Origin of the sequence: Pseudonocardia nematodicida, assembly GCF_040105385.1 — a bacterium.
GTDB lineage: Bacteria > Actinomycetota > Actinomycetes > Mycobacteriales > Pseudonocardiaceae > Pseudonocardia > Pseudonocardia nematodicida.
On the sequence record NZ_JBEDNQ010000003.1, the window covers coordinates 615,498 to 639,531 of the forward strand.

Below are 24,034 nucleotides of genomic sequence, written 5' to 3' on the forward strand. Positions count from 1 at the left end.
GTGGCGGCACAGATCCGTGTGCTGCGGCGGCGTATCCGGTCGACGCAGTCCATCAAGAAGATCACCCGTTCCCAGGAGCTGATCGCGACCTCACGGATCGCGAAGGCCCGGGCGCGGGTGGACGAGGCACGGCCCTACGCCGAGCTGATGACCAGCACGCTGTCCGAGCTGGCGTCGAACGCGGCGCTGGATCACCCGCTGCTGGTCGAGCGCGAGGAGCCGAAGCGGGCCGCGGTGCTGGTCGTCACCAGCGACCGGGGCCAGTGCGGCGGCTACAACGCCAACGTGCTCAAGGAGGCCGAGCAGCTCCAGTCCCTGCTGCGTGAGCAGGGCAAGGAGCCGGTGCTCTACGTCATCGGCCGCAAGGGCGTCTCGTACTACCGGTTCCGCAACCGGGAGATCGAGCAGTCCTGGACCGGCTTCTCCGAGCAGCCCGGCTACGAGAACGCGGCCGAGGCCGCGAAGGTCCTCGTGGACGCGTTCATGGCCGGGGTCGACGACGACGGCGACGACACGGGTGCGGACGGCATCCAGGGCGTGGACGAGCTCCACCTCGTGTACACGAGCTTCCGGAACATGATCACCCAGGTTCCGCAGGCCCGGCGGATGGCTCCGCTGGAGGTCAGCTACTCCGGCGGTGAGTCGGCGGCGGCGGACCCGGAGGGCGAGACCGGCCCGGAGGCCTACGCCGGCGCGTCGGCGCAGGGCCCGCAGTCGCTCTACGAGTTCGAGCCGGACGCGGACACGCTGTTCGACGCGCTGCTGCCGAAGTACATCGGGTCGCGGCTCTACGCCGCCCTGCTGGAGTCGGCGGCCTCGGAGTCGGCGAACCGGCAGCGGGCCATGAAGGCCGCTACGGACAACGCGAACGATTTGATCCGTAGTCTGACCCTGGAGGCCAACCAGGCACGTCAGGCTCAGATCACCCAGGAGATCAGCGAGATCGTCGGTGGTGTCGACGCTCTCGCCAGCGCAGGAAGTGAGAGCTGATGACCGCAACCACTGGCGGGACAGTGACCTCGGCGGGCACGATCACCGGGCGCGTCGTCCAGGTGACCGGTCCGGTCGTCGACGTCGAGTTCCCGCGTGACCAGGTCCCGGACCTGTACAACGCGCTCACGCTGGAGGTCGACCTCTCCGGTGACAAGCGCAAGCTGACCCTGGAGATCGCCCAGCACCTGGGCGACAACCTGGTTCGCGCGATCTCCATGCAGCCGACCGACGGCGTCGTGCGCGGCCAGGAGGTCACCGACCTCGGCCGTCCGATCTCGGTGCCGGTGGGCGACCAGGTCAAGGGGCACGTGTTCAACGCGCTCGGCGACTGCCTGGACGACCCGTCGTTCCAGGTGCAGGGTGACCTGCGCTCGATCCACCAGAAGGCCCCGCGGTTCGACCAGCTCGAGGGCAAGACCGAGATGCTGGAGACCGGCATCAAGGTCCTCGACCTGATGACCCCGTACGTGGTCGGCGGCAAGATCGGCCTGTTCGGCGGCGCCGGTGTCGGCAAGACCGTGCTGATCCAGGAGATGATCCAGCGCGTCGCGCTGAACTTCGGTGGCACCTCGGTGTTCGCCGGTGTCGGTGAGCGCACCCGTGAGGGCAACGACCTCATCACGGAGATGACCGAGTCGGGCGTCATGAAGAACACCGCGCTGGTGTTCGGTCAGATGGACGAGCCGCCGGGCACCCGTATGCGGGTCGCGCTGTCCGCGCTGACCATGGCGGAGTACTTCCGGGACGCCCAGGACCAGGACGTCCTGCTGTTCATCGACAACATCTTCCGGTTCACCCAGGCCGGCCAGGAGGTCTCCACCCTGCTGGGCCGGATGCCGTCCGCGGTGGGGTACCAGCCCACCCTGGCCGACGAGATGGGCGAGCTGCAGGAGCGGATCACCTCGACCCGTGGCCGGTCGATCACCTCGATGCAGGCGATCTACGTCCCCGCGGACGACTACACCGACCCGGCGCCGGCGACCACGTTCGCCCACCTGGACGCGACCACCGAGCTCTCCCGGCCGATCTCCCAGAAGGGGATCTACCCGGCGGTGGACCCGCTGACCTCGACGTCGCGGATCCTCGACCCGCAGTACGTCGGCGACGAGCACTTCCGCGTCGCCAACGAGGTCAAGCGGATCCTGCAGAAGTACAACGACCTGCAGGACATCATCGCCATCCTCGGCATCGACGAGCTGTCCGAGGAGGACAAGCAGCTCGTCGGCCGGGCGCGCCGGATCGAGCGCTTCCTCTCGCAGAACCTGCTGGTCGCCGAGCAGTTCACCGGCCAGCCGGGCTCGACGGTCCCGCTGAAGGAGACCATCGAGGCGTTCGACAAGATCGCCAAGGGCGAGTTCGACGACGTCCCCGAGCAGGCGTTCTTCCTCTGCGGTGGCCTCGACGACCTCGAGAAGAACCGCAAGAAGCTCGAGGGCTGAGCGAGCTTGCGGAGCGAAGAGACAGCGGAGTTCTGATGGCTGAGATGACGGTCGACCTGGTGTCGGTCGAGCGCCGCCTGTGGTCGGGCGAGGCGACGTTCGTCGTCGCCCGCACCACCGTCGGCGACGTCGGCATCCTGCCGGGCCACCAGCCGATGCTGGCCCAGCTCGAGGAGGCCGGGGTCGTCCGCATCGACGGCACCGACGGCTCGAAGCGCACCATCGCGGTGCACGGCGGGTTCCTGTCGGTGTCGGCGGAGCGGGTGTCGATCCTGGCCGAGTTCGCCGAGCAGGCGGACGAGATCGACGTGGCGCGGGCCCAGCGGGCCCGCGACGCGGCCGACGACTCCCCCGAGGGACACGCGGCCCGGGCCAGGGCCGAGGCCCGCCTCCGGGCCGCCGAGGCCGCGTAGACCGCGGAGGACGGCACGGAAGTGGAACTCATCGCCGCGGTCGTCGGAGTTCTGCTGCTGTGCCTGGTCATCGCGCTGGTCTGGCTCGCCGTACGGCGGGTGCGACTCATGCGGGGCGGCGGCGTGGACCTGTGTCTGCGCCGCCGTTTCGCTGTCACGGACTGGCACTTCGGCGTCGGCCGTTACGAGGGCGAGCGGTTCGCCTGGTACCGGCTGACCAGCTTCCGGATCGGCCCCACCGTCGTCCTGGACCGGGCGGACCTGGAGATCGTCGACCGGCGGCCGCCCTACCGGTCCGAGGAGTTCGCGATCCCGACGGCCTCCGAGGTGCTCCGCTTCCGTGCCCGGATCCCGGGCGGCCGGGAGGGCGACGTCGAGCTGGCCATGTCCACCGACGTCCGGACCGGTTTCCTCGCCTGGCTGGAGGCCACCCCGCCCGGACGCAACGGCGGCTACCGCGAGGCCTCGTAGGGCTCAGGCGTCCGGGGCGCCGTGCGGGCCGCCCGGCTTCCAGAGGACGTCGCCGTCCGGGTTGGCCACCCGGCCCAGGATGAACAGCAGGTCCGAGAGCCGGTTCAGGTACTGCGCCGTCAGCGGGTTGGTCCGCTCCGCGTCGGTCTCGAGCAGCGCCCACACCGACCGCTCGGCCCGCCGGGTCACGGTCCGGGCCACGTGCAGGTAGGCCGCCCCCGGGGTCCCGCCGGGCAGGATGAACGAGTTCAGCTTCGGCAGCTCCGGGTTGAACTCGTCGCACCATCCCTCGAGCCGCGTCACGTACCCCTCGGTGATCCGCAGCGGCGGATATTCGGGATCCGGCACGATCGGCGCGCACAGGTCCGCGCCGACGTCGAACAGGTCGTTCTGGACCTGCCGCAGCGGTCCCGTGACCCGCTCGTCCAGCCCTCCGACGGTCACCGCGACCCCGAGGGCGGCGTTCGCCTCGTCGGTGTCGGCGTAGGCCGCCAGCCGGGGATCGGTCTTGCGGACCCGGCTGAAGTCGCCGAGAGCCGTGCTGCCGTCGTCGCCGGTCTTCGTGTAGATCCGCGTCAGGTGTACCGCCACTCCGACAGGCTATGCGGACATCTCAGGCGACGACCAGACGATCCGCTGCGCCGGACGGACGAACAGGGACGCGCACCTCGGGGTGTGCCCGGCGTCCGGTGACCGCCCCGTTACCGTTCTGGACGTGGTGGAGCATTTCGCGGTCCGTGGCGGGGCCCGGCTGAGCGGGTCCGTCGACGTCGTCGGGGCGAAGAACAGTGTGCTCAAGCTGATGGCGGCCGCCCTGCTGGCGGAGGGCCGCACGACGCTGGAGAACTGCCCGGAGATCCTGGACGTCCCGCTGATGGCGGACGTGCTGCGCAGCCTGGGCTGCACGGTGACCATCGAGGGACCGACCGTGCACATCGACGTCCCGACCGATCCCGGTGCGGAGGCCGACTACCGCTCGGTGTCGAAGCTGCGCGCGTCGGTGTGCGTGCTGGGCCCGCTGGTGGCCCGCTGCCGGCGCGCGGTCGTCCCGCTGCCGGGTGGCGACGCGATCGGCTCGCGGCCGCTGGACATGCACCAGAACGGCCTGCGCAAGCTCGGCGCGACCACCGACATCGAGCACGGCAGCGTGACCGCGTCGGCGAAGGACCTGCACGGCGCGCAGATCTGGCTGGACTTCCCCAGCGTCGGGGCGACCGAGAACATCCTGATGGCCGCGGTGCTGGCCGAGGGCACGACGGTGATCGACAACGCGGCCCGCGAGCCGGAGATCATCGATCTGTGCGTGATGCTGCAGCAGATGGGCGCGAAGCTGGAGGGCGTCGGCTCCTCGACGCTGACCGTGCACGGCGTGACCGGGCTGCAGCCGACCACGCACCGGGTGATCGGCGACCGGATCGTGGGCGCGACCTGGGCGTTCGCCGCCGCGATGACCCGCGGCGAGGTCACCGTGCGGGGCGTCGACCCGCACCACATCGACCTGGTGCTCGACAAGCTCCGCAGCGCCGGCGCGACGGTCACGGTGGGGGAGCACGAGTTCGGCGTCGCGATGCCGGACCGGCCGCAGTCGGTCGACTTCGTGACCCTGCCCTACCCCGGCTTCGCGACCGACCTGCAGCCGATGGCGATCGCGCTCTCCGCGGTGTCCGAGGGCACCTCGATGATCACCGAGAACGTGTTCGAGGCGCGGTTCCGGTTCGTCGACGAGATGGTCCGGCTCGGTGCGGACGCTCGCACCGACGGCCACCACGCCGTCGTCCGCGGGCGGCCGGAGCTCTCCAGCGCGCCGGTCTGGGCCAGCGACATCCGGGCCGGCGCCGGGCTGGTGCTGGCCGGGCTGTGCGCCCGGGGGACCACCGAGGTCTGGGACGTCGCGCACATCGACCGCGGCTACCCGCGGTTCGTGGAGAACCTGAGCGCGCTGGGTGCGGACATCGCCCGGGTCGCGGGCGAGCCCGAGCGGTAGTACTCCCGAGCCGGGCCGTCAGCCGCCGTGCAGGTCGGGGTCGTAGGGGAACGCGTACTCCGACCCCGCGAACACCCGCGCGACGACCGGGTCGGCACCGTCGACGTCGACGTCGACCGCGCCGATCAGGCGTTCCCCCGGGGTGAGGGTGCCGAACACCGTGTAGAAGCGGGCCCGCTCCAGCGTGCCCGGCAGGTACACCGCCCGGTCGCGCAACCGCGGGTTGCCCACGATCTCGACGTCGGTCGCGTCGAGGTGCCACCGGAGCGCGCCGGTCGCCGCCCCGTGCACCCGGTGCTGCCCCTCGACGTCCAGGACCGGCCCGAACGTCGTGCGGGACGGCGGGTGCTCACCGCCCGGACCGGCCGTCACGGTCGTGGCGTGGCGGACCTGGGCCGCCACGGCCCGGGCCGACCGGGCCGCCCGCTCGACGGCGGGCAGGGCGGGGTCGACCGGCTCGGCCAGGCCCGCGGCGTCCGGCGCGACCACCGACACGTCCAGCTCCGCGGTGCCCCCCGGGCCGCTGTCCGCCGACCTCGCGCGCGCCGCCACCAGATCGGCCGCGCACCGGTCCAGCCGGTCGGTCAGCGCCGCGCCGGCGTCCGGCCGGACGTCGGCGACGACCGTGACGCCGACGAGCAGCACCGGGTTGTCGGCGTCCCGGGACCGCCGGTCGGAGCGGTCGATCCCGGTCACGCCCGCGATCTCCAGCCCGCACCCGGCGGCGGTCGCGACCAGGACGCGGTGCTCGACGGCCCGTCCCCGGGCGAGCTCGGTCGCGTCGCGTACCTGCTCGAGGCACGTCGCGTCGCAGCGGCCGTCGGAGGGGAGCGGGAAGCGGACGGCGGCGTCCGGATCGTCGACCGGGACGGCCAGCACGGTGCGGGACCCGTCCGGGGCGTTCACCGGGTCCGGCGGCTCCACCTGCAGTACCCGCAGACCGCCCGGCAGCGCCTCCTCGGCGACTGCTCGTGCCGCCCGTTCGGCCCGCTCACCCCACCACCCGGCCGCCACGTACCCCAGGACGGCCAGCACGATCCCGACGGTCAGTGTCACCAGACCTCGACGCACCGCACCTCCCTCGTCGCCCGCGACCCGCTCTGCGCGTTCCTCGTCACCTCAACGAGGGAAACGCCCTGATCGGTGCACCGGCGCCGGATCCGTGCGGTCACCGGACCGTTGCACGGTCTGCGGTATTCCTCCGACGGTGGCAGGCTGCCGATGCGCACCGGGAGTCCTCCCGGAGCACGACGCGAGGAGACCGGCCATGGTGGGCACCCCAGATGCAGCGGACGTGTCACGGGCCGGTCGGAAGGCCGGTCGGGGCGCCCGTGACGCGGCCCGTTCGAAGCCGGTGCGGATCGCGGCGCGGGGCGGGATCGCCGCCAACGGTGTGCTCCACCTGCTGATCGGCTGGCTGGCGATCCAGCTGGCCCTGGGATCGGGCGGGCAGGCCGACCAGAACGGCGCGCTGGGCGCCATCGCCGCCGAGCCGCTGGGCCGGGTGTTCCTGTGGGTGCTCGTCCTCGGGTTCGCGGCGGTCGTCCTCTGGCGGACGGTGTCGTCGATCTGGGGCTTCGGCTACGTCGGCGACCGGAAGAAGCAGCTCACCAAGCGGGTGGTCTCGGCCGGCCAGGCCGTGGTCTACGCGGTGCTGGCGGTCACCGCGGCGACGACGGCGGTGCGCGGCCAGTCGTCATCCGGCGGGGGCGGGCAGGCGACCGCGGGCCTGCTCGGGCTGCCCGGCGGGCAGATCATCACCGCGCTGGTCGGGCTCGGGGTGCTGATCGGCGGCGGGGTGATGATCTGGAACGGCTGGCAGAAGAAGTTCACCGAGGACCAGGACCTGGGCGGCGCGGACCGGCGGGCCCGCCGGGTCAACGCGCGCACCGGGCAGATCGGCTACATCGCCAAGGGCATCGCGATCGGGGTGCTGGGGATCCTGCTCGGGCTCGCCGCGCTCACCTTCGACCCGCAGCAGGCGAACGGGCTGGACTCGGCGCTGAAGACCCTGCGCGAGCAGCCGTTCGGCGTGTTCCTGCTGATCGCCGTCGGGGTGGGCATCGCCTGCTACGGCGTGTTCTGCTTCCTCGACGCCCGGTACCACCGGGTGACCTGACCGGCAGCGCTACTCCAGGGCGCCGCGGCTGAGCACGACCCGGGCGTCCGCCACGTCGGCCGGGAAGACGAGCAGGGCGAAGCCGCCGCCGTCGGTCGGCCGGGAGATCGTCGCGCGGATGCCCGCGTCGCGGAGCCGGTCGCGCAGCACCCGGGCCGCCTCGCTGCCGGGCACCCGGGAGACCTCGGTGAGCAGGCCGGTCGCGACCGGGTCGTCCGGGTCGTCGGTGGGGATCCGCTCGTCCTTCTGGCTGCCGAACGTCCAGCGCAGCAGCAGTCCGAGCACCACGAGCGCGACGACGACCCCGATGACCGCGCCGAGCCTCGGGATCACGTCGACGTCCACGTCGCCGATGGTCGCACCCGCGCGCCCTGACCGGGCGGTGGGGCGGTGAACCGATCCAGCGCTCGGTTTCCCGTGCATTCGCGTAGTTTGCCGCGCAAGAGGGGTGCGGATCACACCGGTAGGGGTCTACCCGCCAGTAGTATCCGCGCTGATGCTTCGGCCATCGACCGCCGGGCCTCAGCGCGGCCCCCCAACGATGCGGAGGTTCCGATGCCGTACCCGACCGATCGTGAGCGCGACCGACCGTGGGTCATCCGGACCTACGCGGGGCACTCCTCGGCGCAGCGGACCAACGAGCTGTACCGGCGCAACCTCGCGAAGGGCCAGACCGGGCTCTCGGTGGCGTTCGACCTCCCCACCCAGACCGGCTACGACCCCGACGACGAGCTGGCGCGCGGCGAGGTCGGCAAGGTCGGCGTCCCGGTGAGCCACCTCGGCGACATGCGGGCGCTGTTCGACGGTATCCCGGTCGCCGAGGCGAACACCTCGATGACCATCAACGCGCCCGCGATGTGGCTGCTGGCGCTCTACGTCGCCGTCGCCGAGGAGCAGGCGGAGGAGACCGGCCTCGACTACGCCGAGGTCCGCGCGAAGCTCGCCGGCACCACCCAGAACGACATCGTCAAGGAGTACCTGTCCCGGGGCACCTACGTGTTCCCGCCCGGGCCCAGCCTGCGCCTGATCACCGACATGGTCGCCTGGTCGGTCACCGAGATCCCGAAGTGGAACCCGATCAACATCTGCAGCTACCACCTGCAGGAGGCCGGGGCCACGCCGACCCAGGAGCTGGCCTACGCGCTGTCCACCGCGATCGCGGTGCTGGACTCGGTGCGCGACTCCGGCCAGGTCCCGCCCGAACGCTTCGGCGACGTCGTCGGGCGCATCTCGTTCTTCGTCAACGCGGGCCTGCGGTTCGTCGAGGAGATGTGCAAGATGCGGGCCTTCGCCCGGCTCTGGGACGAGATCACCTCCGAGCGCTACGGCGTCGAGGACCCTCGACAGCGACGGCTGCGCTACGGCGTGCAGGTCAACTCGCTGGGGCTGACCGAGGCCCAGCCGGAGAACAACGTCCAGCGGATCGTGCTGGAGATGCTCGCCGTCACGCTGTCCAAGGACGCCCGGGCGCGCGCGGTGCAGCTCCCGGCCTGGAACGAGGCGCTCGGGCTGCCCCGGCCGTGGGACCAGCAGTGGGCGCTGCGGATGCAGCAGGTGCTCGCCTACGAGACCGACCTGCTCGAGTACGAGGACCTCTTCGAGGGCTCGGTGGTGGTCGAGGCCAAGGTCGCCGAGCTCGTCGAGGGTGCCCGCGCCGAGATCGACCGGGTGCAGGAGATTGGCGGAGCGGTCGCCGCCGTCGAGTCCGGCTACATGAAGGGCGAGCTGGTGAGCTCGCTGGCCGTGGAGCGACGCCGGCTCGAGTCCGGGGAGCGGGTGGTGGTCGGGGTCAACCGGTTCGAGACCACCGAGCCCTCCCCGCTGCAGGCCGAGGGCGCCGAGGCGATCTTCACCGTGGACCCGGAGACCGAGCGGGCCGCGATCGAGGCGATCGGGCGCTGGCGGGCCGAGCGGGACGCCGGCGCCGTCTCCGAGGCGCTGCGCGCGCTGCGGGACGCGGCGAAGACCGAGCAGAACCTGATGCAGGTCTCGATCGACTGTGCCAAGGCCGGGGTGACCACCGGCGAGTGGGCCGGCGCGCTGCGCGGGGTCTTCGGCGAGTTCCGGGCGCCGACCGGGGTGTCCGCGGCGACCGCGTCGGGCGAGGGCGCCGGCGAGATCGCCGAGGTGCGCGAGCGGGTCCGCGGCACCGGCGACGAGCTGGGCCAGCGGCTGCGGATGCTGGTCGGCAAGCCAGGTCTGGACGGGCACTCCAACGGCGCCGAGCAGGTCGCCGTCCGGGCCCGCGACGTCGGCTTCGAGGTCGTCTACCAGGGGATCCGGCTGACGCCGTCGCAGATCGTCGCCGCCGCGGTGCAGGAGGGCGTGCACGCGGTCGGGCTCTCGGTGCTGTCCGGGACGCACCTGGAGGTCGTGCCGGCCGTGGTGCGCGGTCTGCGCGAGGCCGGGGCCGGGGAGATCCCGGTCGTCGTCGGCGGGATCATCCCGCCGGAGGACGAGAAGCGGCTGCGCGACGGCGGCGTCGCCGCGGTGTTCACGCCGAAGAACTACCGGCTCACCGAGATGATGGGCGAGATCGTGGACCTGATCCGGCGGGCCCAGGGCCTGAGCTGAGCGCGGGGCCCGGGCCTCGGTGCTGCTGCGTCGGCCCTCGACCGCCGGGCCTCGGTGCTGCTGCTTCGGCCCTCGACCGCCGGGCCTCAGTCGCCCTCGCGCTCGCTGCCGCGGCGGCTGAGCAGCCGGAACCCGGGGATGCCGACGATCGCCTGCCGGACCTCCTTGAGCACGTCCAGCAGCTCGTGCACGTCCGGCCCGACCCGGTCGAGCGTGGCCAGGATCGGCATGATGTCGGTCTCCATGTGCTCGGTGAACACCGGGAGCTGGTCGACGAGCTTGATCGCCGCCTGCACCTCGTCCTCGGACAGCTCCTCGACGAACTTCCGCGCGAGCGGCGCCGCCTGCTCGGCCAGCGGCCGGTAGACGTCGAGCAGCTCGACGGCCTGCGTGCTGGCGCCCGACGCCGCGTCGACGACCTCGCTCGCCCGCTGCGAGACCTGCCGGGCGGAGCCGACGACGCCGGTAGCCTCCTCGGTGACCTCCTCGACCCGGGCGATCAGGCCGCCCGCGCGGTCGCAGACCGAGCTCACGCTGCGGACCAGCCCGTCGGCGTCCCCGGCGACGGTGTCGACCCGCGCGACCAGGCCCTCGGCGTTGCGTGCGACCACCGACACCCGCTCGACGAGCCCGCTCGCGTCGTCGGCGACGGCGGTGACCCGGGCGACCAGCCCGTCCGCGGTCTCGGCGACCGTGCTGACCCGGGTCACGAGGCCCTCGGCGGTCTCGGCGACCGTCGAGACCCGGCGGACGAGGTCGTCGGCGGAACCGGCGGTCGTCGTGACCCGGTCGATCAGCCCGTTCGCGTCGTCGGCGACCGCGGAGACCCGGTCGACGACCGCGTCCACCCGGTCCAGCAGCTCCTCGGCCCGGCCGGCGATCGTCCCGATCCGCCCCACCAGAGAGCCGACCTCGTCGAGCAGGTCGCCGCACCGGGCCGGCAGCGCGGCCACCGTCCCGGCCAGCTCGCCCGTCCGGTCGACGACGGTGGCCGCTCCGGAGAGCAGGTCGGACGGGCCGGGAACCGGGAACCCGGCGATGCGCAGTGCCATGCGGCGATCCTCGCATCCGGCGCGCCCGCCCGTCGGTCTACGACGCGGGCGTGCGGGCGCAGATGTCGTCGACGGTGAGATCGCGGGGCGGCAGGTTGTCCTCGCCGAACCCGAACGGAGCCGTGACGGCGAGCCAGCGGCCGGAATCCTGCAGCGCGGTCAGCCCGCGGTCGAACTCCGCCCGCAGCTCGGCGTCGGCCGGCCGGAAGGCGAACGCGCCCGCGCCGACGACCGGCCGCCCGGCCACCTCGGGCGCGAACCCGGCCGTGACCTGCAGCCCGATCCCGGCGTTGCGCCGCACCTCGTCCAGCAGCGAGATCCGGGTGAGCGCGCCGACCTGGGCCTCCCCACCGGCGACGCCCCGGACCAGGGCGCCCTGCGAGTCGAAGTAGACGATCTTCTCGGGTGCGATGCCGGCGGCGAGCGCGTACTCCTGCTCGGCGGCACCGGTCAGCACGCCGAGCGTGGCCCCGGAGCGCCGGACCCCGGCGAGCGTCGCGACGCCGAGCGGGTTGCCCTGCGGCACGAGCAGTCCGGTCCGGGCGACGAAGTCGGGGCGGGAGAACGCGACCTGCTGGCAGCGCAGCGGGGTCACCGTCATCCCGGCTGCAATCACGTCGAACGTGCCGTCGATCAGGTTGGGGACCAGCTGGTCGAACGGCAGCTGGACCGCGACCAGCCCGCCGCCGCCGAGCCCCTCGACCACCGCGCGGGCGACCTCGGGGCTCTCTCCGGTCGGGCGTCCGGAACCGTCGGTGTAGCCGAACGGGCGCTCGCCCGAGAGGCCGACGACCAGGTCCCCGCCCGCCCGCACCCGTTCCAGGGCGTCCGCCGACTCCCGGCCGCAGCCGGCCGGCAGCAGCGCCGCCCCGCCGAGTGCCGCCGCGGCGCCCAGCAGCCGCCGCCGGCTCAGTCGGAGGTCCGTACTCATGATCCGCCGAGCCTAGGTGATCAGGTGGTGCGGCCCGGGACGGCCGCTCAGTCCGTCCACTCCGGGGCGCGCTTCTCCAGGAACGACGCCATGCCCTCCCGGGCGCCTCCGGACTGCGACATCGACGCCATGACCTCCGCCGCGATCCCGTAGGCGTCGGCCTCGGGGCGGTCGAGCTGGGCGTAGAGGGTCTGCTTGCCGACCGCCTTGGAGAGCCGGCTGCCGCGGGTGGCGCGCGCGAGCAGGTCGTCGACCCGGGCGTCGAGCTCGCCGTCCGGCACCGCGTAGTTGACCAGCCCCCAGTCGGCGGCGGTGGCGGCGTCGATCGCGTCGCCGGTCAGCGCCATCTCCATCAGCCGCTTCCGGCCGATGTTGCGCGCCACCGGGACGGCCGGGGTGTGGCAGAACCAGCCGCCCTTGCCCCCGGGCAGCGCGAACGTCGCCGACTCGGCGGCGACGGCGAGGTCGCAGCTGGCGACGAGCTGGCACCCGGCCGCCCACGCGGTCGCGTGCACCCGGGCGATCACCACCTGCGGGACCTCCTGCACCGTGCGCATCACGGTGGTGCACAGCCGCAGCAGGTCGCGGACGCCGGCCAGGTCCCGGGCGGCGACGTCGCCGAAGTCGTGTCCGGAGGAGAACGCCTTGCCCTCGCCCGCGAGCACGATCCCGGTCGCGTCGCTGCGGCCGGCGTTCTCGAACGCGTCGAGCAGCTCGCGCAGGTGCGCCTCGGTCAGCGAGTTGCGCCGCGCCGGGCGGTTCATCGTGATCCGGACCGTGTCGCCGTCCTGCTTGACCAGCAGGTGCTCGTAGTCGGTCATGACTCCAGACGGTATCTCGACACGACCGCGCCGTGGGTACAGCCTGACGGTGGACCGCCGCCGCGACGGTGAAGGGAGCACACGATGACCGGAACGACCTCCGAGCCCGTGGACCTGACCGGACCCGAGCTGACCGCGGACCCCTACGGCGGGTACGCCCGGCTGCGCGAGCAGGCGCCGACGGTGTCGGCGTCGATGTTCGGCGCGCCGCCGATGCTGCTGGTCACCCGCTACGCCGACGTGCGCACCGTGCTCACCGACCCGCGGTTCGTCAATGACCCGGCGTCGGCGGGGGAGGGCCCGGGCGGCATCCGCGAGGCGATGACGGCCCAGCTCGGCATCCCCGAGGACCTGGTCGACTACCTGGCGCGCAGTATCCTCAACGCCGACGGCGACGACCACACCCGGCTGCGCAAGCTGGTGTCCCGGGCCTTCACCGTCCGCCGGGTGTCGGCGCTGCGGCCGCGCGTCGAGGAGATCACCGCCGGTCTCCTGGACGCGCTCGCGCGGGAGGACACGGTCGACCTGGTCGAGGCCTTCTGCTACCCGCTGCCGATCACGGTCATCTGCGAGCTGGTCGGGATCGACGAGCCCGAGCGCCCGCAGTGGCACGAGTGGGGCCGGGTGATGTCGTCGATGGACCCCGCGCGGACCCCGGTCGCGCTGCGGGAGATGGTCGACCACGTGCACGACCTGATCTCCCGGCGGCGTGCGGACCCGGCCGACGACCTGATCACCGGCCTGGTGCAGGCCCAGGACGACGACGGCGACCGGCTCTCCGACCGGGAGCTGGTCACCATGATCATCGCGCTGGTCGTCGCCGGGCACGAGACGACCGCGCACCTGCTGTCGAACTCGGTCGTCTCGCTGCTCGCCCACCCCGGCCGGCTCGCCGCGCTGCGGGCCGACCCGGCCGGCTGGCCGGCGGCGGTGAACGAGCTGATGCGGCTGCGCGGCCCGGTGCAGTTCGCCCAGGTCCGCTACGCGACCGAGGACGTCGAGCTGGGCGGCACCACGATCGCGGCGGGTACCCCGGTGATCCCGGCGATCCTGTCCGCGAACACCGACCCCCGCGAGTTCGACGACGCCGACGGGCTCGACCTCGCCCGGGAGACCGGGCGCGGCGAAGGCCACCTGGGGTTCGGGCAGGGCCCGCACTACTGCCTCGGCGCCGCCCTGGCCCGCCAGGAGGCGGAGGTGGCGCTGCGCGCCCTGTTCGAGCGCTTCGGAGACCTGCGGCTCGCGGTGCCGGCCTCCGACCTGGTGTGGGTGCCGCGCCCGGGCTTCAGCCGGCTCGCGGAGCTGCCCGTGCGACTCGCATGATCCGTCTCGGCGGAGCGCCGGAGGCGGTCGAGTGGCATCTCGGTTCCGCAGAGAAGGATCATGCAGGAGGTGCGCCGTCGGCGTGCAGGCGCATCAGCGCGTAGGCCGCGAGGGTCTGCGCGTCGGTCAGGTCGCCGCGCCGGGCCATCTCCTCGAACTCGCCGGGGGTGAACCAGGCGGCGCGCATGTCCTGCTCCTGGTGCTCGCGCTGCGGCGGGCCCTCGGTCAGACCGGTCGCGAGGTAGACGTGACCGCGCTGGCTGGACATGCCCGGCGCGACGTCGAGCATCCCGAGGAAGGTCATCTCCCGGGCGGCGAGCCCGGTCTCCTCGGCGAGCTCGCGTACCGCCAGCTCGGCCGGGTCCTGCTCGGCCCGGTCCGGCGCGGTGCCGGCCGGGAACTCCCAGCGGCGCTCGCCCACCGGGTAGCGGTACTGCTCGACCAGGTGCAGGCGGCCGTCGTCGTCGCGCGGGATGACCAGGGCGTAGGTGGGCTTGTCGACGACGCCGTAGACGCCCTCGGTGCCGTCCTGGCGCCGGATCCCGTCCTCGCGCACGGTCATCCACGCGTTGGCGTACACCCGGCGGGTCGAGAGCTGCTCGATCACCCGTCCAGCCTGGCCGAGGCCGGGGTCGGGACCGCAGCGGGGTCGCCTTACAGTGAGCCGGGTGCGTCTCGTCATCGCCCGCTGCCAGGTGGACTACGCCGGACGGCTTACCGCCCACCTTCCGATGGCTCCCCGGCTGCTGCTCGTGAAGGCCGACGGCTCGGTGAGCGTGCACGCCGACGACCGGGCCTACAAGCCGCTGAACTGGATGTCGCCACCGTGCTGGCTGACCGAGGAACCCGGCGTCTGGACGGTGCGGAACAAGGCCGACGAGTCGCTGGTGATCACCATCGACGAGGTGCTGCACGACTCGTCGCACGAGCTCGGCGTCGACCCCGGCCTGGTCAAGGACGGCGTCGAGGCGCACCTGCAGGAACTCCTGGCCGCGCACCCGGACACCCTCGGGGACGACTGGACCCTGGTCCGCCGTGAGTACATGACCGCCATCGGCCCGGTCGACCTGCTCTGCCGGGACGGCGACGGCACGCACGTCGCGGTCGAGATCAAGCGGCGCGGGGAGATCGACGGTGTCGAGCAGCTCACCCGCTATCTCGAGCTCATGAACCGCGACCCGCTGCTCGCCCCGGTGCAGGGGGTCTTCGCGGCGCAGCAGATCAAGCCGCAGGCGCGGACGCTGGCGACCGACCGCGGGATCAGGTGCGTGACCGTCGACTACGACGAGCTGCGGGGGATGACGTCGAAGGACATGCGGCTGTTCTGAAGCGCCTACGCTGATCATGTGAGCGCCGCCGCTTTGCCCTCGTTCGCTCCCCGCACCGGCGCGGAGCTGGCCCGCTACCCCGTGCACGACGGCGAGCACGTCCGCGCCGCGGTCCACGCGGCGGGCGAGGCCGCGGCCTGGTGGGACGGGCTCGGCTTCGCCGGGCGTCGCACCCGGCTGAAAGCCTGGCGCTCGGTGCTCGCCCGCCAGCTCGACCGAGTCGCACGGGTGGTCGCCGACGAGACCGGCAAGCCGTTCGACGACGCCCGGCTCGAGGTCGTCCTCACCATCGAGCACCTGGGATGGGCGGCGGCGAACGCGGAGAAGGTGCTGCGCCGCCGCTCGGTACGGCCGGGGGCGCTGATGGCCAACCAGGCCGCGTCGCTCACCTACCGGCCACTCGGCGTCGTCGGGGTGATCGGGCCGTGGAACTACCCGGTCTTCACCCCGATGGGCTCGATCGCCTACGCGCTCGCGGCGGGCAACACCGTCGTGTTCAAACCGAGCGAGCTCACCCCCGGGGTCGGGCACGAGCTGGCCCGCACGCTGGCCGAGGCCGTGCCCGAGGTCGGCCGCTACCCGCTGCTCACCGTCGTGACCGGGTACGGGGCGACCGGCGCCGAGCTGTGCCGGGCACCCGGCATCGGCAAGATCGCCTTCACCGGGTCGGCCGCGACCGGGCGCCGGGTGATGGCCGCCTGCGCGGAGAACCTGGTCCCGGTGCTGATGGAGTGCGGCGGCAAGGACCCGCTGATCGTCGACGCCGATGCCGACCTCGACGCCGCGGCGGACGCCGCCGTCTGGGGCGGGATGTCCAATGCGGGGCAGACGTGTGTGGGCGTCGAGCGGGTGTACGTGGTGGAGCAGGTCGCCGAGGCGTTCCTGGAGAAGGTCCGGGTGGCCGCGTCGCGGCTGCGGGTCGGCACCGCCACCACCGAGGGCGACCTCGGGCCGATGACGATGCCGTCGCAGACTCAGGTGGTGCGCCGGCACGTCACCGACGCGCTGGAGGCCGGCGGCCGGGCCGTCCTCGGCGGGGCGTCGTCGGTGCGCGACGACGGCCGGATCGAGCCGGTGGTGATCGCGGACGTCCCGGAGACCTCGGTCGCGGTCGGTGAGGAGACGTTCGGGCCGCTGCTGGTGGTGAACCGCGTCCCGGACGTCGACGAGGCGGTGCGCCGCGCCAACGGCACCGGCTACGGCCTGGGTGCCACCGTGTTCTCCGCCGCGCACGGTGAGGAGATCGCCGCCCGGCTGCGCTGCGGCATGGTCGCGGTCAACGGCGTGATCTCGTTCGCCGGGATCCCGTCGCTGCCCTTCGGCGGGGTGGGGGAGTCGGGCTTCGGCCGGATCCACGGGGCGGACGGGCTCCGCGAGTTCACCCGGGCACAGTCGGTCGCCCGGCAGCGCTTCGCCCTCCCGGTGCCGGTGACCTCCTTCCGGCGGCCGCCGGCGGTCATGCGGGCCCTGGCGGCGGCGCTGCGTGCCCGGGAGTGGGTGTCGCGGTCCTGAACCGCGGACCCCGCCTTTGGGCGTGAGTCGGGACGCAGGTCACCCGTGCGTGCGGCCTCCGGATGGGAGGATCGCGCACGTCATGGCCGGTGAACGAGGAGGTTCCTGAGGTGGCACGCGAGTTCCGGACCGTCGGAGTGGTCGGCCTCGGCACGATGGGGGCGGGGATCGTCGAGGTCTTCGCCCGCAACGGCCTCGAGGTGATCGCGGTCGAGGTCGACGCGGCCGCGGGTGAGCGCGGCCGGGAGCACCTGGCCACCTCGACCGGCCGTGCGGTCGAGCGCGGCAAGCTCTCCCGGACCCAGGCCGACGAGCTGCTCGGCCGGATCACGATCGCCACCGCGATGTCCGACCTGGCCGCGGCCCAGCTGGTCGTCGAGGCCATTCCGGAGAGCCGGGAGGCCAAGGCCTCGGTGCTCGCCGCGGTCGACGCGGTGGTCGGCGACGACACGATCATCTGCTCGAACACCTCGTCGCTGTCGGTGACCGAGCTGGCCGTGCGCACCACGCGCCCGGGCAAGGTCGTCGGGATGCACTTCTTCAACCCGGCGCCGGTGCAGAAGCTGGTCGAGATCGTGCGCACGGTCGTCACCGAGCCCGACGTGATCTCCGACGTGCAGGAGTTCGCGGGCACGCTGGGCAAGGTCGGCGTGGTCATCGGCGACCGGGCCGGGTTCATCGCGAACGCGCTGCTGTTCGGCTACCTCAACCACGCCGCGAAGATGTACGCCGAGCGCTACGCCACCCGCGAGGACCTCGACGCCGCGATGCGGTTCGGCTGTGGCTACCCGATGGGCCCGCTGGCCCTGCTCGACCTGATCGGCCTGGACACCGCCTACGAGATCCTCGAGACGATGTACCGGGAGTCGCGCAACCTGATGCACGCGCCGAACCCGGTCTTCCGGCAGATGATCACCGCTGGGCTGCTCGGCCGGAAGTCCGGCCGCGGCTTCTACACCTACTCCGCGCCGCACAGCTCGAAGGTGGTGCCGGACGCGGACACCCCGTCGTCGACCGTCCCCGCGGACGTGACGCTGCGCGACATCAGCCGGGTCGGCGTCGTCGGGACCGGGACGATGGCCTCGGGCATCGTCGAGGTGTTCGCCCGGGCCGGCTACGACGTCGTCGTGCGCGGCCGCAGCGAGTCCAAGGCCGGGGGCGCGCTCGCGCACGTGCGGAAGTCGCTGGACAAGGCGGTCGCCCGCGGCAAGCTGGACGAGGCCGAGCGCGACGCCGTGGCCGGCCGGATCACCGTCACCACCCGGCTCGAGGACATGGCCGACGTCGACCTGGTGGTCGAGGCCGTCGCCGAGGAGCTCGACGTCAAGCGGGCGATGTTCGGCGCGCTCGACGAGATCTGCAAGCCGGGCGCGATCCTGGCGACGACGACGTCGTCGCTGCCGGTCGTCGAGTGCGCCGCGGCCACCGAGCGGCCCGGCGACGTGATCGGCATGCACTTCTTCAACCCGGCGCCGGTGATGAAGCTGGTCGAGGTCGTCTCCCAGATCGGCACCTCGCGCGAGGTCGCGGCCACCGTCCTGTCCGTGACCCAGAACCTGGGCAAGGTCCCGGTGAGCTGCGGTGACCGGGCCGGATTCGTCGTCAACGCGCTGCTGTTCCCCTACCTGAACGACGCGGTGAAGATGCTGCAGGCGCACTACGCGACCGCGGACGACATCGACGCCGCGATGAAGACCGGCTGCGCGCTGCCGATGGGGCCCTTCGAGCTGCTCGACGTCGTCGGGCTGGACGTCTCGCTGGCCATCCAGCGCTCGCTGTACTCCGAGTTCCGCCAGTCCGGGTTCGCGCCCGCACCGCTGCTGGAGCACCTGGTGACCGCGGGCCGGCTGGGCCGCAAGACCGGGCACGGCTTCCGGGACTACACGGCCCGGTAGGCCAGACTGGGCACATGGCCCGCGGACGATCGAGACGGCCCCGCCCCACCGAACGGGGACGGGGCCGTCCCGCGCCGTCGCCGCTCGGCAGCGGCATGGTGACCTCGGTCGAGGTCGGCCGGGACGGCGAGTGGAACGTCCGCCGGGTCCCGGGCGGGAACTCGGTCAAGAACTACCGGTGCCCCGGCTGCGACCAGCTGCTGCCCTCGGGGACCCCGCACGTCGTGACCTGGCCGGCCGACGACACCGGTGGGGTCGAGGACCGCAGGCACTGGCACCAGCCGTGCTGGAACGCCCGGGACCGCCGACGGCCGGGGTCCCGCAGGCGGTGAGCCCGGCGGACCGGGTCGTCAGCGGACGCGAGCGGTGTGCCGGGTCTGACCGTTCGCCGACCGCGGCGTCGGCGACGGCCGCGGCGCGCTCTCGGCGGCCTGCTCGGGCACGACCGGAACGGCACCCTCGGCGACGGGCTCGCCGGCGACCGCGTCACCGTTCAGCGTGTCGCCGGTGCGGACGTCGACGGACAGCGCCTCGCCCGGGCCGTCGGCGGGGGCGTGGTCCAGGCCCGGTCCGGTGTCGAGGTCGCCGGCCTCGGTGCCGATCAGCTCGCGGGTGGCCCGGAGCTGATCGACCACCCGGGACCGCAGCGCAGTGAGCCGCTCGACCTCCCGGCGGCCGGACTCGATCGTCTCCTGGGCGTCCCGGCGGGCGTCCGAACGGATCCGGTCCCCCTCGGTGCGCGCGGCGGCCAGGGTCTGCTCGGCCTCGGCGTCGGTCTCCCGGCGGCGGCGGGTGATCTCCTCGGTCAGCTCGTCCCGCTCGGCGAGCAGCAGGGTCAGCGCCTCGGTGCGGCGCTGGTCCATCGCGATCCGGAAGTCGTGCTCGACCTGCTCGCGGGTCTCCCGGGCCTCGTCGTCGGCGCGGGTGATCCGCTCGGTGACCGTCCGCTCGGACTCGGAGAGCTCGCGCTCGGTGTTGTGCCGCTGCTCGGCCAGCGAGCCCTCGGTGGTCGCGCGGAGGTCGGCGAGCTCGCTCTCGGTCCGCTCCCGCAGCTCCGCCAGCTCCCGCTCGATCCGGGCCTGCTTGTCGTCGAGGGCGCGATCGCGCTCGTCGGCCGCGCGCTCCGCGTCGGCCCGGCGGGTCTCGACGTCGGCGCCGACCCGCTCCGCCTCCGTGCGGGCCTCGTCGAGGACGGCCTGTGCGTGCTCGCTCGCCTGCGCGCGCTGCCGGGACACGTCCCGCTCGGCCTCGGCGCGCATCTCGGCGACCTCGTCCTCGGCCAGCCGCAGCATCGAGCGCAGCCGCTCGCTCATGCCCTGCACACTCTGCGGCGGGCCGGCCAGGCGGTTGACCTGCTGCTGCATCGCCTCGGTGCGGGACCGGGCGTCGTCGAGCTCACGGCTCAGCCGGGCGTTCTGGGCGACGGCGGCGTCCCGGTCGGCGGCGAGCATCCGCACCTCGGCGTCGAGCCGGCGCAGATGACCGTCGACCTGGACCTGGTCGTAACCGCGGCGCGCGACCGAGAAACCGGTCCGGGGTACGGGAGTGTCGTGGTCACCGGCCATGGGCGTCACCGTACCGTCGCTCGCGTGTCACAGCCGTGAGTTCGGCACCCGCGACCGCCGTGTTCACCCCGGACGTGACGAAGAGCCCATCCGTGTGACAGCGACGGGCCCTCGCCAAGCCTTTCGGGTCACACCCCGCGGAACCGGTTGATGCCCGCGAGATGCCGTTCGCGCTTCTCCGGCGCGGTGACCCCGAGCCCCTCCTCGGGGGCCAGCGCGAGCACCCCGACCTTGCCCTGGTGGGCGTTGCGGTGGACGTCGTGGGCGGCCTGCCCGGTCTCGTCCAGCGGGTACACCCGCGACAGCGTCGGGTGGATCATGCCCTTCGCGACGAGCCGGTTGGCCTCGTAGGCCTCGCGGTAGTTGGCGAAGTGCGAGCCGACGATCCGCTTGAGGTTCATCCACAGGTACCGGTTGTCGAACTCGTGCATGTATCCCGAGGTCGACGCGCAGGTGACGATCTGGCCGCCCTTGCGGGTCACGTAGACCGAGGCGCCGAAGGTCTCCCGGCCCGGGTGCTCGAAGACGATGTCCGGGTCCTCGCCGCCGGTCAGCTCCCGGATGCGGGCGCCGAGGCGCTTCCACTCCTTCGGGTCCTGGGTCTGCGGGTCGGACCAGAACCGGTAGCCCTCGGCGTTGCGGTCGATGACCAGGTCGGCGCCCATGTCCCGGCAGATCTGCGCCTTCTCCTCGGAGGAGACGACGCAGACCGGGGTGGCGCCGCCGTTGAGCGCGAACTGGGTGGCGTAGGAGCCGAGCCCGCCGGACGCGCCCCAGATCAGCACGACGTCGCCCTGCTTCATGTCCGCGCCGTTGCGCGAGACGAGCTGCCGGTAGGCGGTGGAGTTGACCAGCCCGGGGGACGCGGCCTCCTCCCAGGTCAGGTGGTCCGGCTTCGGCATCAGCTGGTTGGACTTGACCAGCGCGAGCTCGGCGAGCCCGCCGAAGTTCGTCTCGAAGCCCCAGATCCGCTGCTCCGGGTCCATCATCGTGTCCGAGTGCCCGTCCGGGCTCTCCAGCTCGACCGACAGGCAGTGTGCGACGACCTGGTCCCCGGCCTTCCAGGAGTTCACTCCCGGCCCGGTGCGCACGACGACGCCGGCCAGGTCCGACCCGACGACGTGGTAGGGCAGGTCGTGCCGCTTCGCCAGCGGGGAGAGCTTGCCGTAGCGCTTGAGGAACGAGAACGTCGAGACCGGCTCGAAGATCGAGGTCCAGACGGTGTTGTAGTTGATGGCGCTGGCCATCACGGCCACCAGCGCCTCGCCGGGGCCGAGCTCGGGCACCGGGACGTCCTCCACTCGCAGGCTCTTGCGGGGGTCCTTCTCCGCCGTGGGCAGGCCGTCGAACATGTCGGCGTCGGACGCCCGGACCGTCACGCCCCGGTAGGTCTCGGGCACCTCCAGACCGCCGATGTCGGTGAACTGCCCGGTCAGGATGGCGTCGCGGATGTCCTTCACTGCTGGCCTCCGTTGGCGATCGTCAGTGAGCTCGCTGCGTGATATACCGCACGCGCCGACGGTTACTGCGTGGGATCGTAAACAGCTGGGTGGGATCGTAAACAGAGACCCGGTCGCCCCGGATACCCCCGCGACCCCATCGTGACGCAGGCCACCCGCCCGCCGACCTGGCCCTACGGACGGGAGGCGGCGGCCGGTTCGACCAGTTCGACCAGCACTCCACCGGCGTCCTTGGGGTGCACGAAGTTCACCCGCGAGTCCGACGTGCCGCGGCGCGGCTCGTCGTAGAGCAGGCGCAGGCCCTTCGCGCGCAGGGCGTCGGCGGCGGCGGCGACGTCGGTCACCCGGTAGGCCACCTGCTGCAGGCCGGGGCCGTTGCGCCCGATGAACTTCGCGATCGTCGAGTTCTCGTCGAGCGGGGCGAGCAGCTGGACCTTGGTCGCGCCCGTGTCCTCGCCGGGGGCGCCCAGCATCGCCTCACGCACGCCCTGCTCGGTGTTGGTCTCGGTGTGTACCGCGACCAGGCCGAGGTTCTCGCCGTACCAGCGGATCGCCTCGTCCAGGTCGGGCACCGCGATCCCCACGTGGTCGACGGCCACGACCAGCGGCGACAGAGCGTCATCGGTTGTCGTCATGACGGCGGAAGGTACCGGATCTACTGGCCGGTAGACCCCTGTGCCGCTGGTCACCCCCACCGTTCGGAGCGTCCCGCCGGGCGGCGGGGCGTGGGTATGGTGGCCGCCCACCTGCCGATGGAGCCTGCTGGAGGACCCGTGTCCGGAACCGTGATCGTCGCCGGCGCCCGCACGCCGATGGGCCGTCTGCTCGGCTCGTTGAAGGGCTTCTCCGGAGCCCAGCTCGGCGGTGTCGCCATCAAGGCCGCGCTGGAACGCGCGGGTGTCGCTCCCGAGCAGGTCGAGTACACGATCATGGGCCAGGTGCTGACGGCCGGCGCCGGCCAGATCCCCGCCCGGCAGGCCGCCGTCGCCGCGGGCATCCCGATGGACGTCCCGGCGCTGACGATCAACAAGGTCTGTCTGTCCGGGGTGGACGCCATCGCGCTGGCCGACCAGCTGATCCGGGCCGGCGAGTTCGACGTCGTCGTCGCCGGCGGGCAGGAGTCGATGACCCAGGCCCCGCACCTGCTCGGCAAGTCCCGCGAGGGCACCAAGTTCGGCGACGCCACGCTCACCGACCACATGTCCTACGACGGCCTGTTCTGCGCGTTCGACCAGGTCGCGATGGGTGCGTCCACCGAGAAGTACAACGCCCGCTACTCGCTGACCCGCGAGGAGCAGGACGCGTTCTCGGCCCGCTCGCACCAGCGCGCCGCCCGGGCCGCCACCGACGGCACCTTCGAGGCCGAGATCACCCCGGTCGAGATCCCGCAGCGCAAGGGCGACCCGGTCGTGTTCTCGACCGACGAGGGCGTGCGCGGTGACACCACCGCCGAGGGGCTCGGGAAGCTCAAGGCGGCCTTCTCCGCCGACGGCACCATCACCGCCGGGTCGGCCTCGCAGATCTCCGACGGCGCGGCCGCGGTCGTCGTGATGAGCAAGGCGAAGGCCGAGGAGCTGGGGCTGGAGTGGCTCGCCGAGATCGGCGCGCACGGCGTCGTCGCGGGTCCGGACGCCTCGCTGCACGAGCAGCCCGCGAACGCGATCCGCAAGGCGTGCGAGAAGGAGGGCATCGAGCCCGCCGACCTCGACCTCGTCGAGATCAACGAGGCGTTCGCGGCGGTCGGCATCGTGTCCACCCGCACGCTCGGGCTCGACGAGGAGAAGGTGAACGTCGACGGCGGCGCCATCGCCCTCGGCCACCCGATCGGCATGTCCGGGGCGCGGATCGCCCTGCACCTCGCCCTCGCCCTGAAGGCCCGCGGCGGCGGGGTCGGCGCCGCGGCCCTCTGCGGCGGCGGCGGCCAGGGCGACGCCCTGATCATCCGCGTCCCCAAGCCCTGACCGTCCCGGATCCCACCCCCTGAACCCGACTCATGACGCTTTAGTTCGGTATCGCCGAACTAAAGCGACGCTCCTATGGGCTGTCAATGGTCAGCGGGGTGTTGGGCCGGGTGGGTGGGGTTTCGAGCTGGCGGTGGAGCTGGCGGGCGATGTAGCGCTTGAGGCAGCGGCGGATCTCGCGGTCGGTTTTGCC

Annotated in this window: 23 protein-coding genes; 13 read left to right on the forward strand and 10 right to left on the reverse strand. The window is 72.8% G+C overall.

Going from position 1 to position 24,034, the window contains the following annotated elements; translation table 11 throughout:
• The 4 genes from WIS52_RS10280 to WIS52_RS10295 are packed head-to-tail and all read left to right on the forward strand — an operon-like array spanning position 1 to position 3,316.
• Positions 1–990 (forward strand): F0F1 ATP synthase subunit gamma, encoded by a 990-nt coding sequence (locus WIS52_RS10280; RefSeq protein WP_349297903.1) that lies wholly within the window; start codon positions 1–3, stop codon positions 988–990.
• A complete protein-coding gene (atpD, locus tag WIS52_RS10285; protein WP_349297904.1) occupies positions 990–2,432 on the forward strand; it encodes a F0F1 ATP synthase subunit beta in 1,443 nt (480 codons plus the stop codon). Before WIS52_RS10280 ends, atpD begins: the two co-directional genes overlap by 1 nt.
• Positions 2,433–2,467: 35 nt before the next feature.
• On the forward strand, positions 2,468–2,845 hold the full coding sequence (locus tag WIS52_RS10290) for a F0F1 ATP synthase subunit epsilon (protein WP_349297905.1): 378 nt from the start codon (positions 2,468–2,470) through the stop codon (positions 2,843–2,845).
• A gap of 21 nt (positions 2,846–2,866) precedes the next feature.
• Positions 2,867–3,316, forward strand: a complete 450-nt coding sequence (locus WIS52_RS10295) for a DUF2550 domain-containing protein (RefSeq protein ID WP_349297906.1) — start codon at positions 2,867–2,869, stop codon at positions 3,314–3,316.
• Positions 3,317–3,319: 3 nt separating this feature from the next.
• Here WIS52_RS10295 and WIS52_RS10300 read toward each other — a convergent pair whose 3' ends face one another.
• The gene (locus tag WIS52_RS10300; RefSeq protein WP_349297907.1) at positions 3,320–3,907 is read right to left on the reverse strand and encodes a cob(I)yrinic acid a,c-diamide adenosyltransferase; all 588 of its coding nucleotides are present in this window, start codon (positions 3,905–3,907) and stop codon (positions 3,320–3,322) included.
• A gap of 124 nt (positions 3,908–4,031) precedes the next feature.
• Here WIS52_RS10300 and murA point away from each other — a divergent pair, with 124 nt between their 5' ends.
• Entirely contained in the window at positions 4,032–5,300 is a 1,269-nt protein-coding gene (gene murA, locus WIS52_RS10305) for a UDP-N-acetylglucosamine 1-carboxyvinyltransferase (RefSeq protein WP_349297908.1), read from the forward strand.
• A gap of 18 nt (positions 5,301–5,318) precedes the next feature.
• Here the strand turns inward: murA and WIS52_RS10310 are convergent, their stop codons facing one another.
• A complete protein-coding gene (locus tag WIS52_RS10310; RefSeq protein WP_349297909.1) occupies positions 5,319–6,356 on the reverse strand; it encodes a hypothetical protein in 1,038 nt (345 codons plus the stop codon).
• A 211-nt stretch (positions 6,357–6,567) separates the two neighbouring features.
• Between WIS52_RS10310 and WIS52_RS10315 the strand changes: the two genes are divergently transcribed.
• On the forward strand, positions 6,568–7,419 hold the full coding sequence (locus tag WIS52_RS10315; protein ID WP_349297910.1) for a DUF1206 domain-containing protein: 852 nt from the start codon (positions 6,568–6,570) through the stop codon (positions 7,417–7,419).
• Positions 7,420–7,428: 9 nt separating this feature from the next.
• Here WIS52_RS10315 and WIS52_RS10320 read toward each other — a convergent pair whose 3' ends face one another.
• A complete protein-coding gene (locus WIS52_RS10320; protein ID WP_349297911.1) occupies positions 7,429–7,764 on the reverse strand; it encodes a hypothetical protein in 336 nt (111 codons plus the stop codon).
• A 210-nt stretch (positions 7,765–7,974) separates the two neighbouring features.
• Between WIS52_RS10320 and WIS52_RS10325 the strand changes: the two genes are divergently transcribed.
• Positions 7,975–9,993, forward strand: a complete 2,019-nt coding sequence (locus WIS52_RS10325; protein WP_349297912.1) for a protein meaA — start codon at positions 7,975–7,977, stop codon at positions 9,991–9,993.
• A gap of 86 nt (positions 9,994–10,079) precedes the next feature.
• On the opposite strand, the gene WIS52_RS10330 is transcribed toward WIS52_RS10325, so the two are convergent.
• From WIS52_RS10330 to WIS52_RS10340, 3 genes are read right to left on the reverse strand one after another with little or no spacing between them, the layout of a single operon-like run.
• A complete protein-coding gene (locus tag WIS52_RS10330) occupies positions 10,080–11,045 on the reverse strand; it encodes a hypothetical protein (RefSeq protein WP_349297913.1) in 966 nt (321 codons plus the stop codon).
• A 37-nt stretch (positions 11,046–11,082) separates the two neighbouring features.
• Complete coding sequence (locus WIS52_RS10335) at positions 11,083–11,976, reverse strand: transporter substrate-binding domain-containing protein (RefSeq protein ID WP_349297914.1); 894 nt, start codon at positions 11,974–11,976, stop codon at positions 11,083–11,085.
• A 47-nt stretch (positions 11,977–12,023) separates the two neighbouring features.
• Complete coding sequence (locus WIS52_RS10340; protein ID WP_349297915.1) at positions 12,024–12,797, reverse strand: enoyl-CoA hydratase-related protein; 774 nt, start codon at positions 12,795–12,797, stop codon at positions 12,024–12,026.
• An 84-nt stretch (positions 12,798–12,881) separates the two neighbouring features.
• Between WIS52_RS10340 and WIS52_RS10345 the strand changes: the two genes are divergently transcribed.
• Positions 12,882–14,120 carry a cytochrome P450 family protein gene (locus tag WIS52_RS10345; RefSeq protein WP_349297916.1) on the forward strand — a complete coding sequence of 413 codons (1,239 nt, stop codon included), beginning with the start codon at positions 12,882–12,884 and terminating at the stop codon, positions 14,118–14,120.
• 58 nt (positions 14,121–14,178) lie between these two features.
• Here the strand turns inward: WIS52_RS10345 and WIS52_RS10350 are convergent, their stop codons facing one another.
• Positions 14,179–14,724, reverse strand: coding sequence for an NUDIX hydrolase (locus WIS52_RS10350; protein ID WP_349297963.1), 546 nt, complete (start codon positions 14,722–14,724; stop codon positions 14,179–14,181).
• A gap of 64 nt (positions 14,725–14,788) precedes the next feature.
• Here WIS52_RS10350 and nucS point away from each other — a divergent pair, with 64 nt between their 5' ends.
• The 4 genes from nucS (at position 14,789) to WIS52_RS10370 (ending at position 19,187) form a co-directional block, all read left to right on the forward strand.
• The gene (gene nucS / locus WIS52_RS10355) at positions 14,789–15,448 is read left to right on the forward strand and encodes an endonuclease NucS (RefSeq protein WP_349297917.1); all 660 of its coding nucleotides are present in this window, start codon (positions 14,789–14,791) and stop codon (positions 15,446–15,448) included.
• 18 nt (positions 15,449–15,466) lie between these two features.
• Positions 15,467–16,960, forward strand: coding sequence for an aldehyde dehydrogenase family protein (locus tag WIS52_RS10360; RefSeq protein ID WP_349297918.1), 1,494 nt, complete (start codon positions 15,467–15,469; stop codon positions 16,958–16,960).
• Positions 16,961–17,070: 110 nt separating this feature from the next.
• Positions 17,071–18,855 (forward strand): 3-hydroxyacyl-CoA dehydrogenase family protein, encoded by a 1,785-nt coding sequence (locus WIS52_RS10365; protein WP_349297919.1) that lies wholly within the window; start codon positions 17,071–17,073, stop codon positions 18,853–18,855.
• A 14-nt stretch (positions 18,856–18,869) separates the two neighbouring features.
• Positions 18,870–19,187: a hypothetical protein gene (locus WIS52_RS10370; RefSeq protein ID WP_349297920.1), complete on the forward strand. Its 318-nt coding sequence runs from the start codon at positions 18,870–18,872 to the stop codon at positions 19,185–19,187.
• An 18-nt stretch (positions 19,188–19,205) separates the two neighbouring features.
• Here WIS52_RS10370 and WIS52_RS10375 read toward each other — a convergent pair whose 3' ends face one another.
• The 3 genes from WIS52_RS10375 to mce form a co-directional block, all read right to left on the reverse strand.
• Positions 19,206–20,420, reverse strand: a complete 1,215-nt coding sequence (locus WIS52_RS10375; protein ID WP_349297921.1) for a coiled-coil domain-containing protein — start codon at positions 20,418–20,420, stop codon at positions 19,206–19,208.
• 128 nt (positions 20,421–20,548) lie between these two features.
• The gene (gene ccrA / locus WIS52_RS10380; RefSeq protein ID WP_349297922.1) at positions 20,549–21,880 is read right to left on the reverse strand and encodes a crotonyl-CoA carboxylase/reductase; all 1,332 of its coding nucleotides are present in this window, start codon (positions 21,878–21,880) and stop codon (positions 20,549–20,551) included.
• A 173-nt stretch (positions 21,881–22,053) separates the two neighbouring features.
• Positions 22,054–22,515 carry a methylmalonyl-CoA epimerase gene (gene mce, locus WIS52_RS10385; RefSeq protein WP_349297923.1) on the reverse strand — a complete coding sequence of 154 codons (462 nt, stop codon included), beginning with the start codon at positions 22,513–22,515 and terminating at the stop codon, positions 22,054–22,056.
• Positions 22,516–22,653: 138 nt separating this feature from the next.
• On the opposite strand from mce, the gene WIS52_RS10390 reads away from it, so the two are divergent.
• Positions 22,654–23,841 (forward strand): acetyl-CoA C-acetyltransferase, encoded by a 1,188-nt coding sequence (locus WIS52_RS10390; protein WP_349297924.1) that lies wholly within the window; start codon positions 22,654–22,656, stop codon positions 23,839–23,841.
• Positions 23,842–24,034 lie beyond the last annotated feature (193 nt).

Excerpts from the sequence above, each read along its gene's own strand:
- atpD (WP_349297904.1), top strand. The coding sequence starts at position 990 with ATGACCGCAACCACTGGCGGGACAGTGACCTCGGCGGGCACGATCACC.
- WIS52_RS10290 (WP_349297905.1), top strand. The coding sequence starts at position 2,468 with ATGGCTGAGATGACGGTCGACCTGGTGTCGGTCGAGCGCCGCCTGTGG.
- WIS52_RS10315 (WP_349297910.1), top strand. The coding sequence starts at position 6,568 with ATGGTGGGCACCCCAGATGCAGCGGACGTGTCACGGGCCGGTCGGAAG.
- WIS52_RS10325 (WP_349297912.1), top strand. The coding sequence starts at position 7,975 with ATGCCGTACCCGACCGATCGTGAGCGCGACCGACCGTGGGTCATCCGG.
- WIS52_RS10330 (WP_349297913.1), bottom strand. The coding sequence starts at position 11,045 with ATGGCACTGCGCATCGCCGGGTTCCCGGTTCCCGGCCCGTCCGACCTG.
- WIS52_RS10335 (WP_349297914.1), bottom strand. The coding sequence starts at position 11,976 with ATGAGTACGGACCTCCGACTGAGCCGGCGGCGGCTGCTGGGCGCCGCG.
- WIS52_RS10340 (WP_349297915.1), bottom strand. The coding sequence starts at position 12,797 with ATGACCGACTACGAGCACCTGCTGGTCAAGCAGGACGGCGACACGGTC.
- WIS52_RS10345 (WP_349297916.1), top strand. The coding sequence starts at position 12,882 with ATGACCGGAACGACCTCCGAGCCCGTGGACCTGACCGGACCCGAGCTG.
- WIS52_RS10370 (WP_349297920.1), top strand. The coding sequence starts at position 18,870 with ATGGCCCGCGGACGATCGAGACGGCCCCGCCCCACCGAACGGGGACGG.
- WIS52_RS10375 (WP_349297921.1), bottom strand. The coding sequence starts at position 20,420 with ATGGCCGGTGACCACGACACTCCCGTACCCCGGACCGGTTTCTCGGTC.
- mce (WP_349297923.1), bottom strand. The coding sequence starts at position 22,515 with ATGACGACAACCGATGACGCTCTGTCGCCGCTGGTCGTGGCCGTCGAC.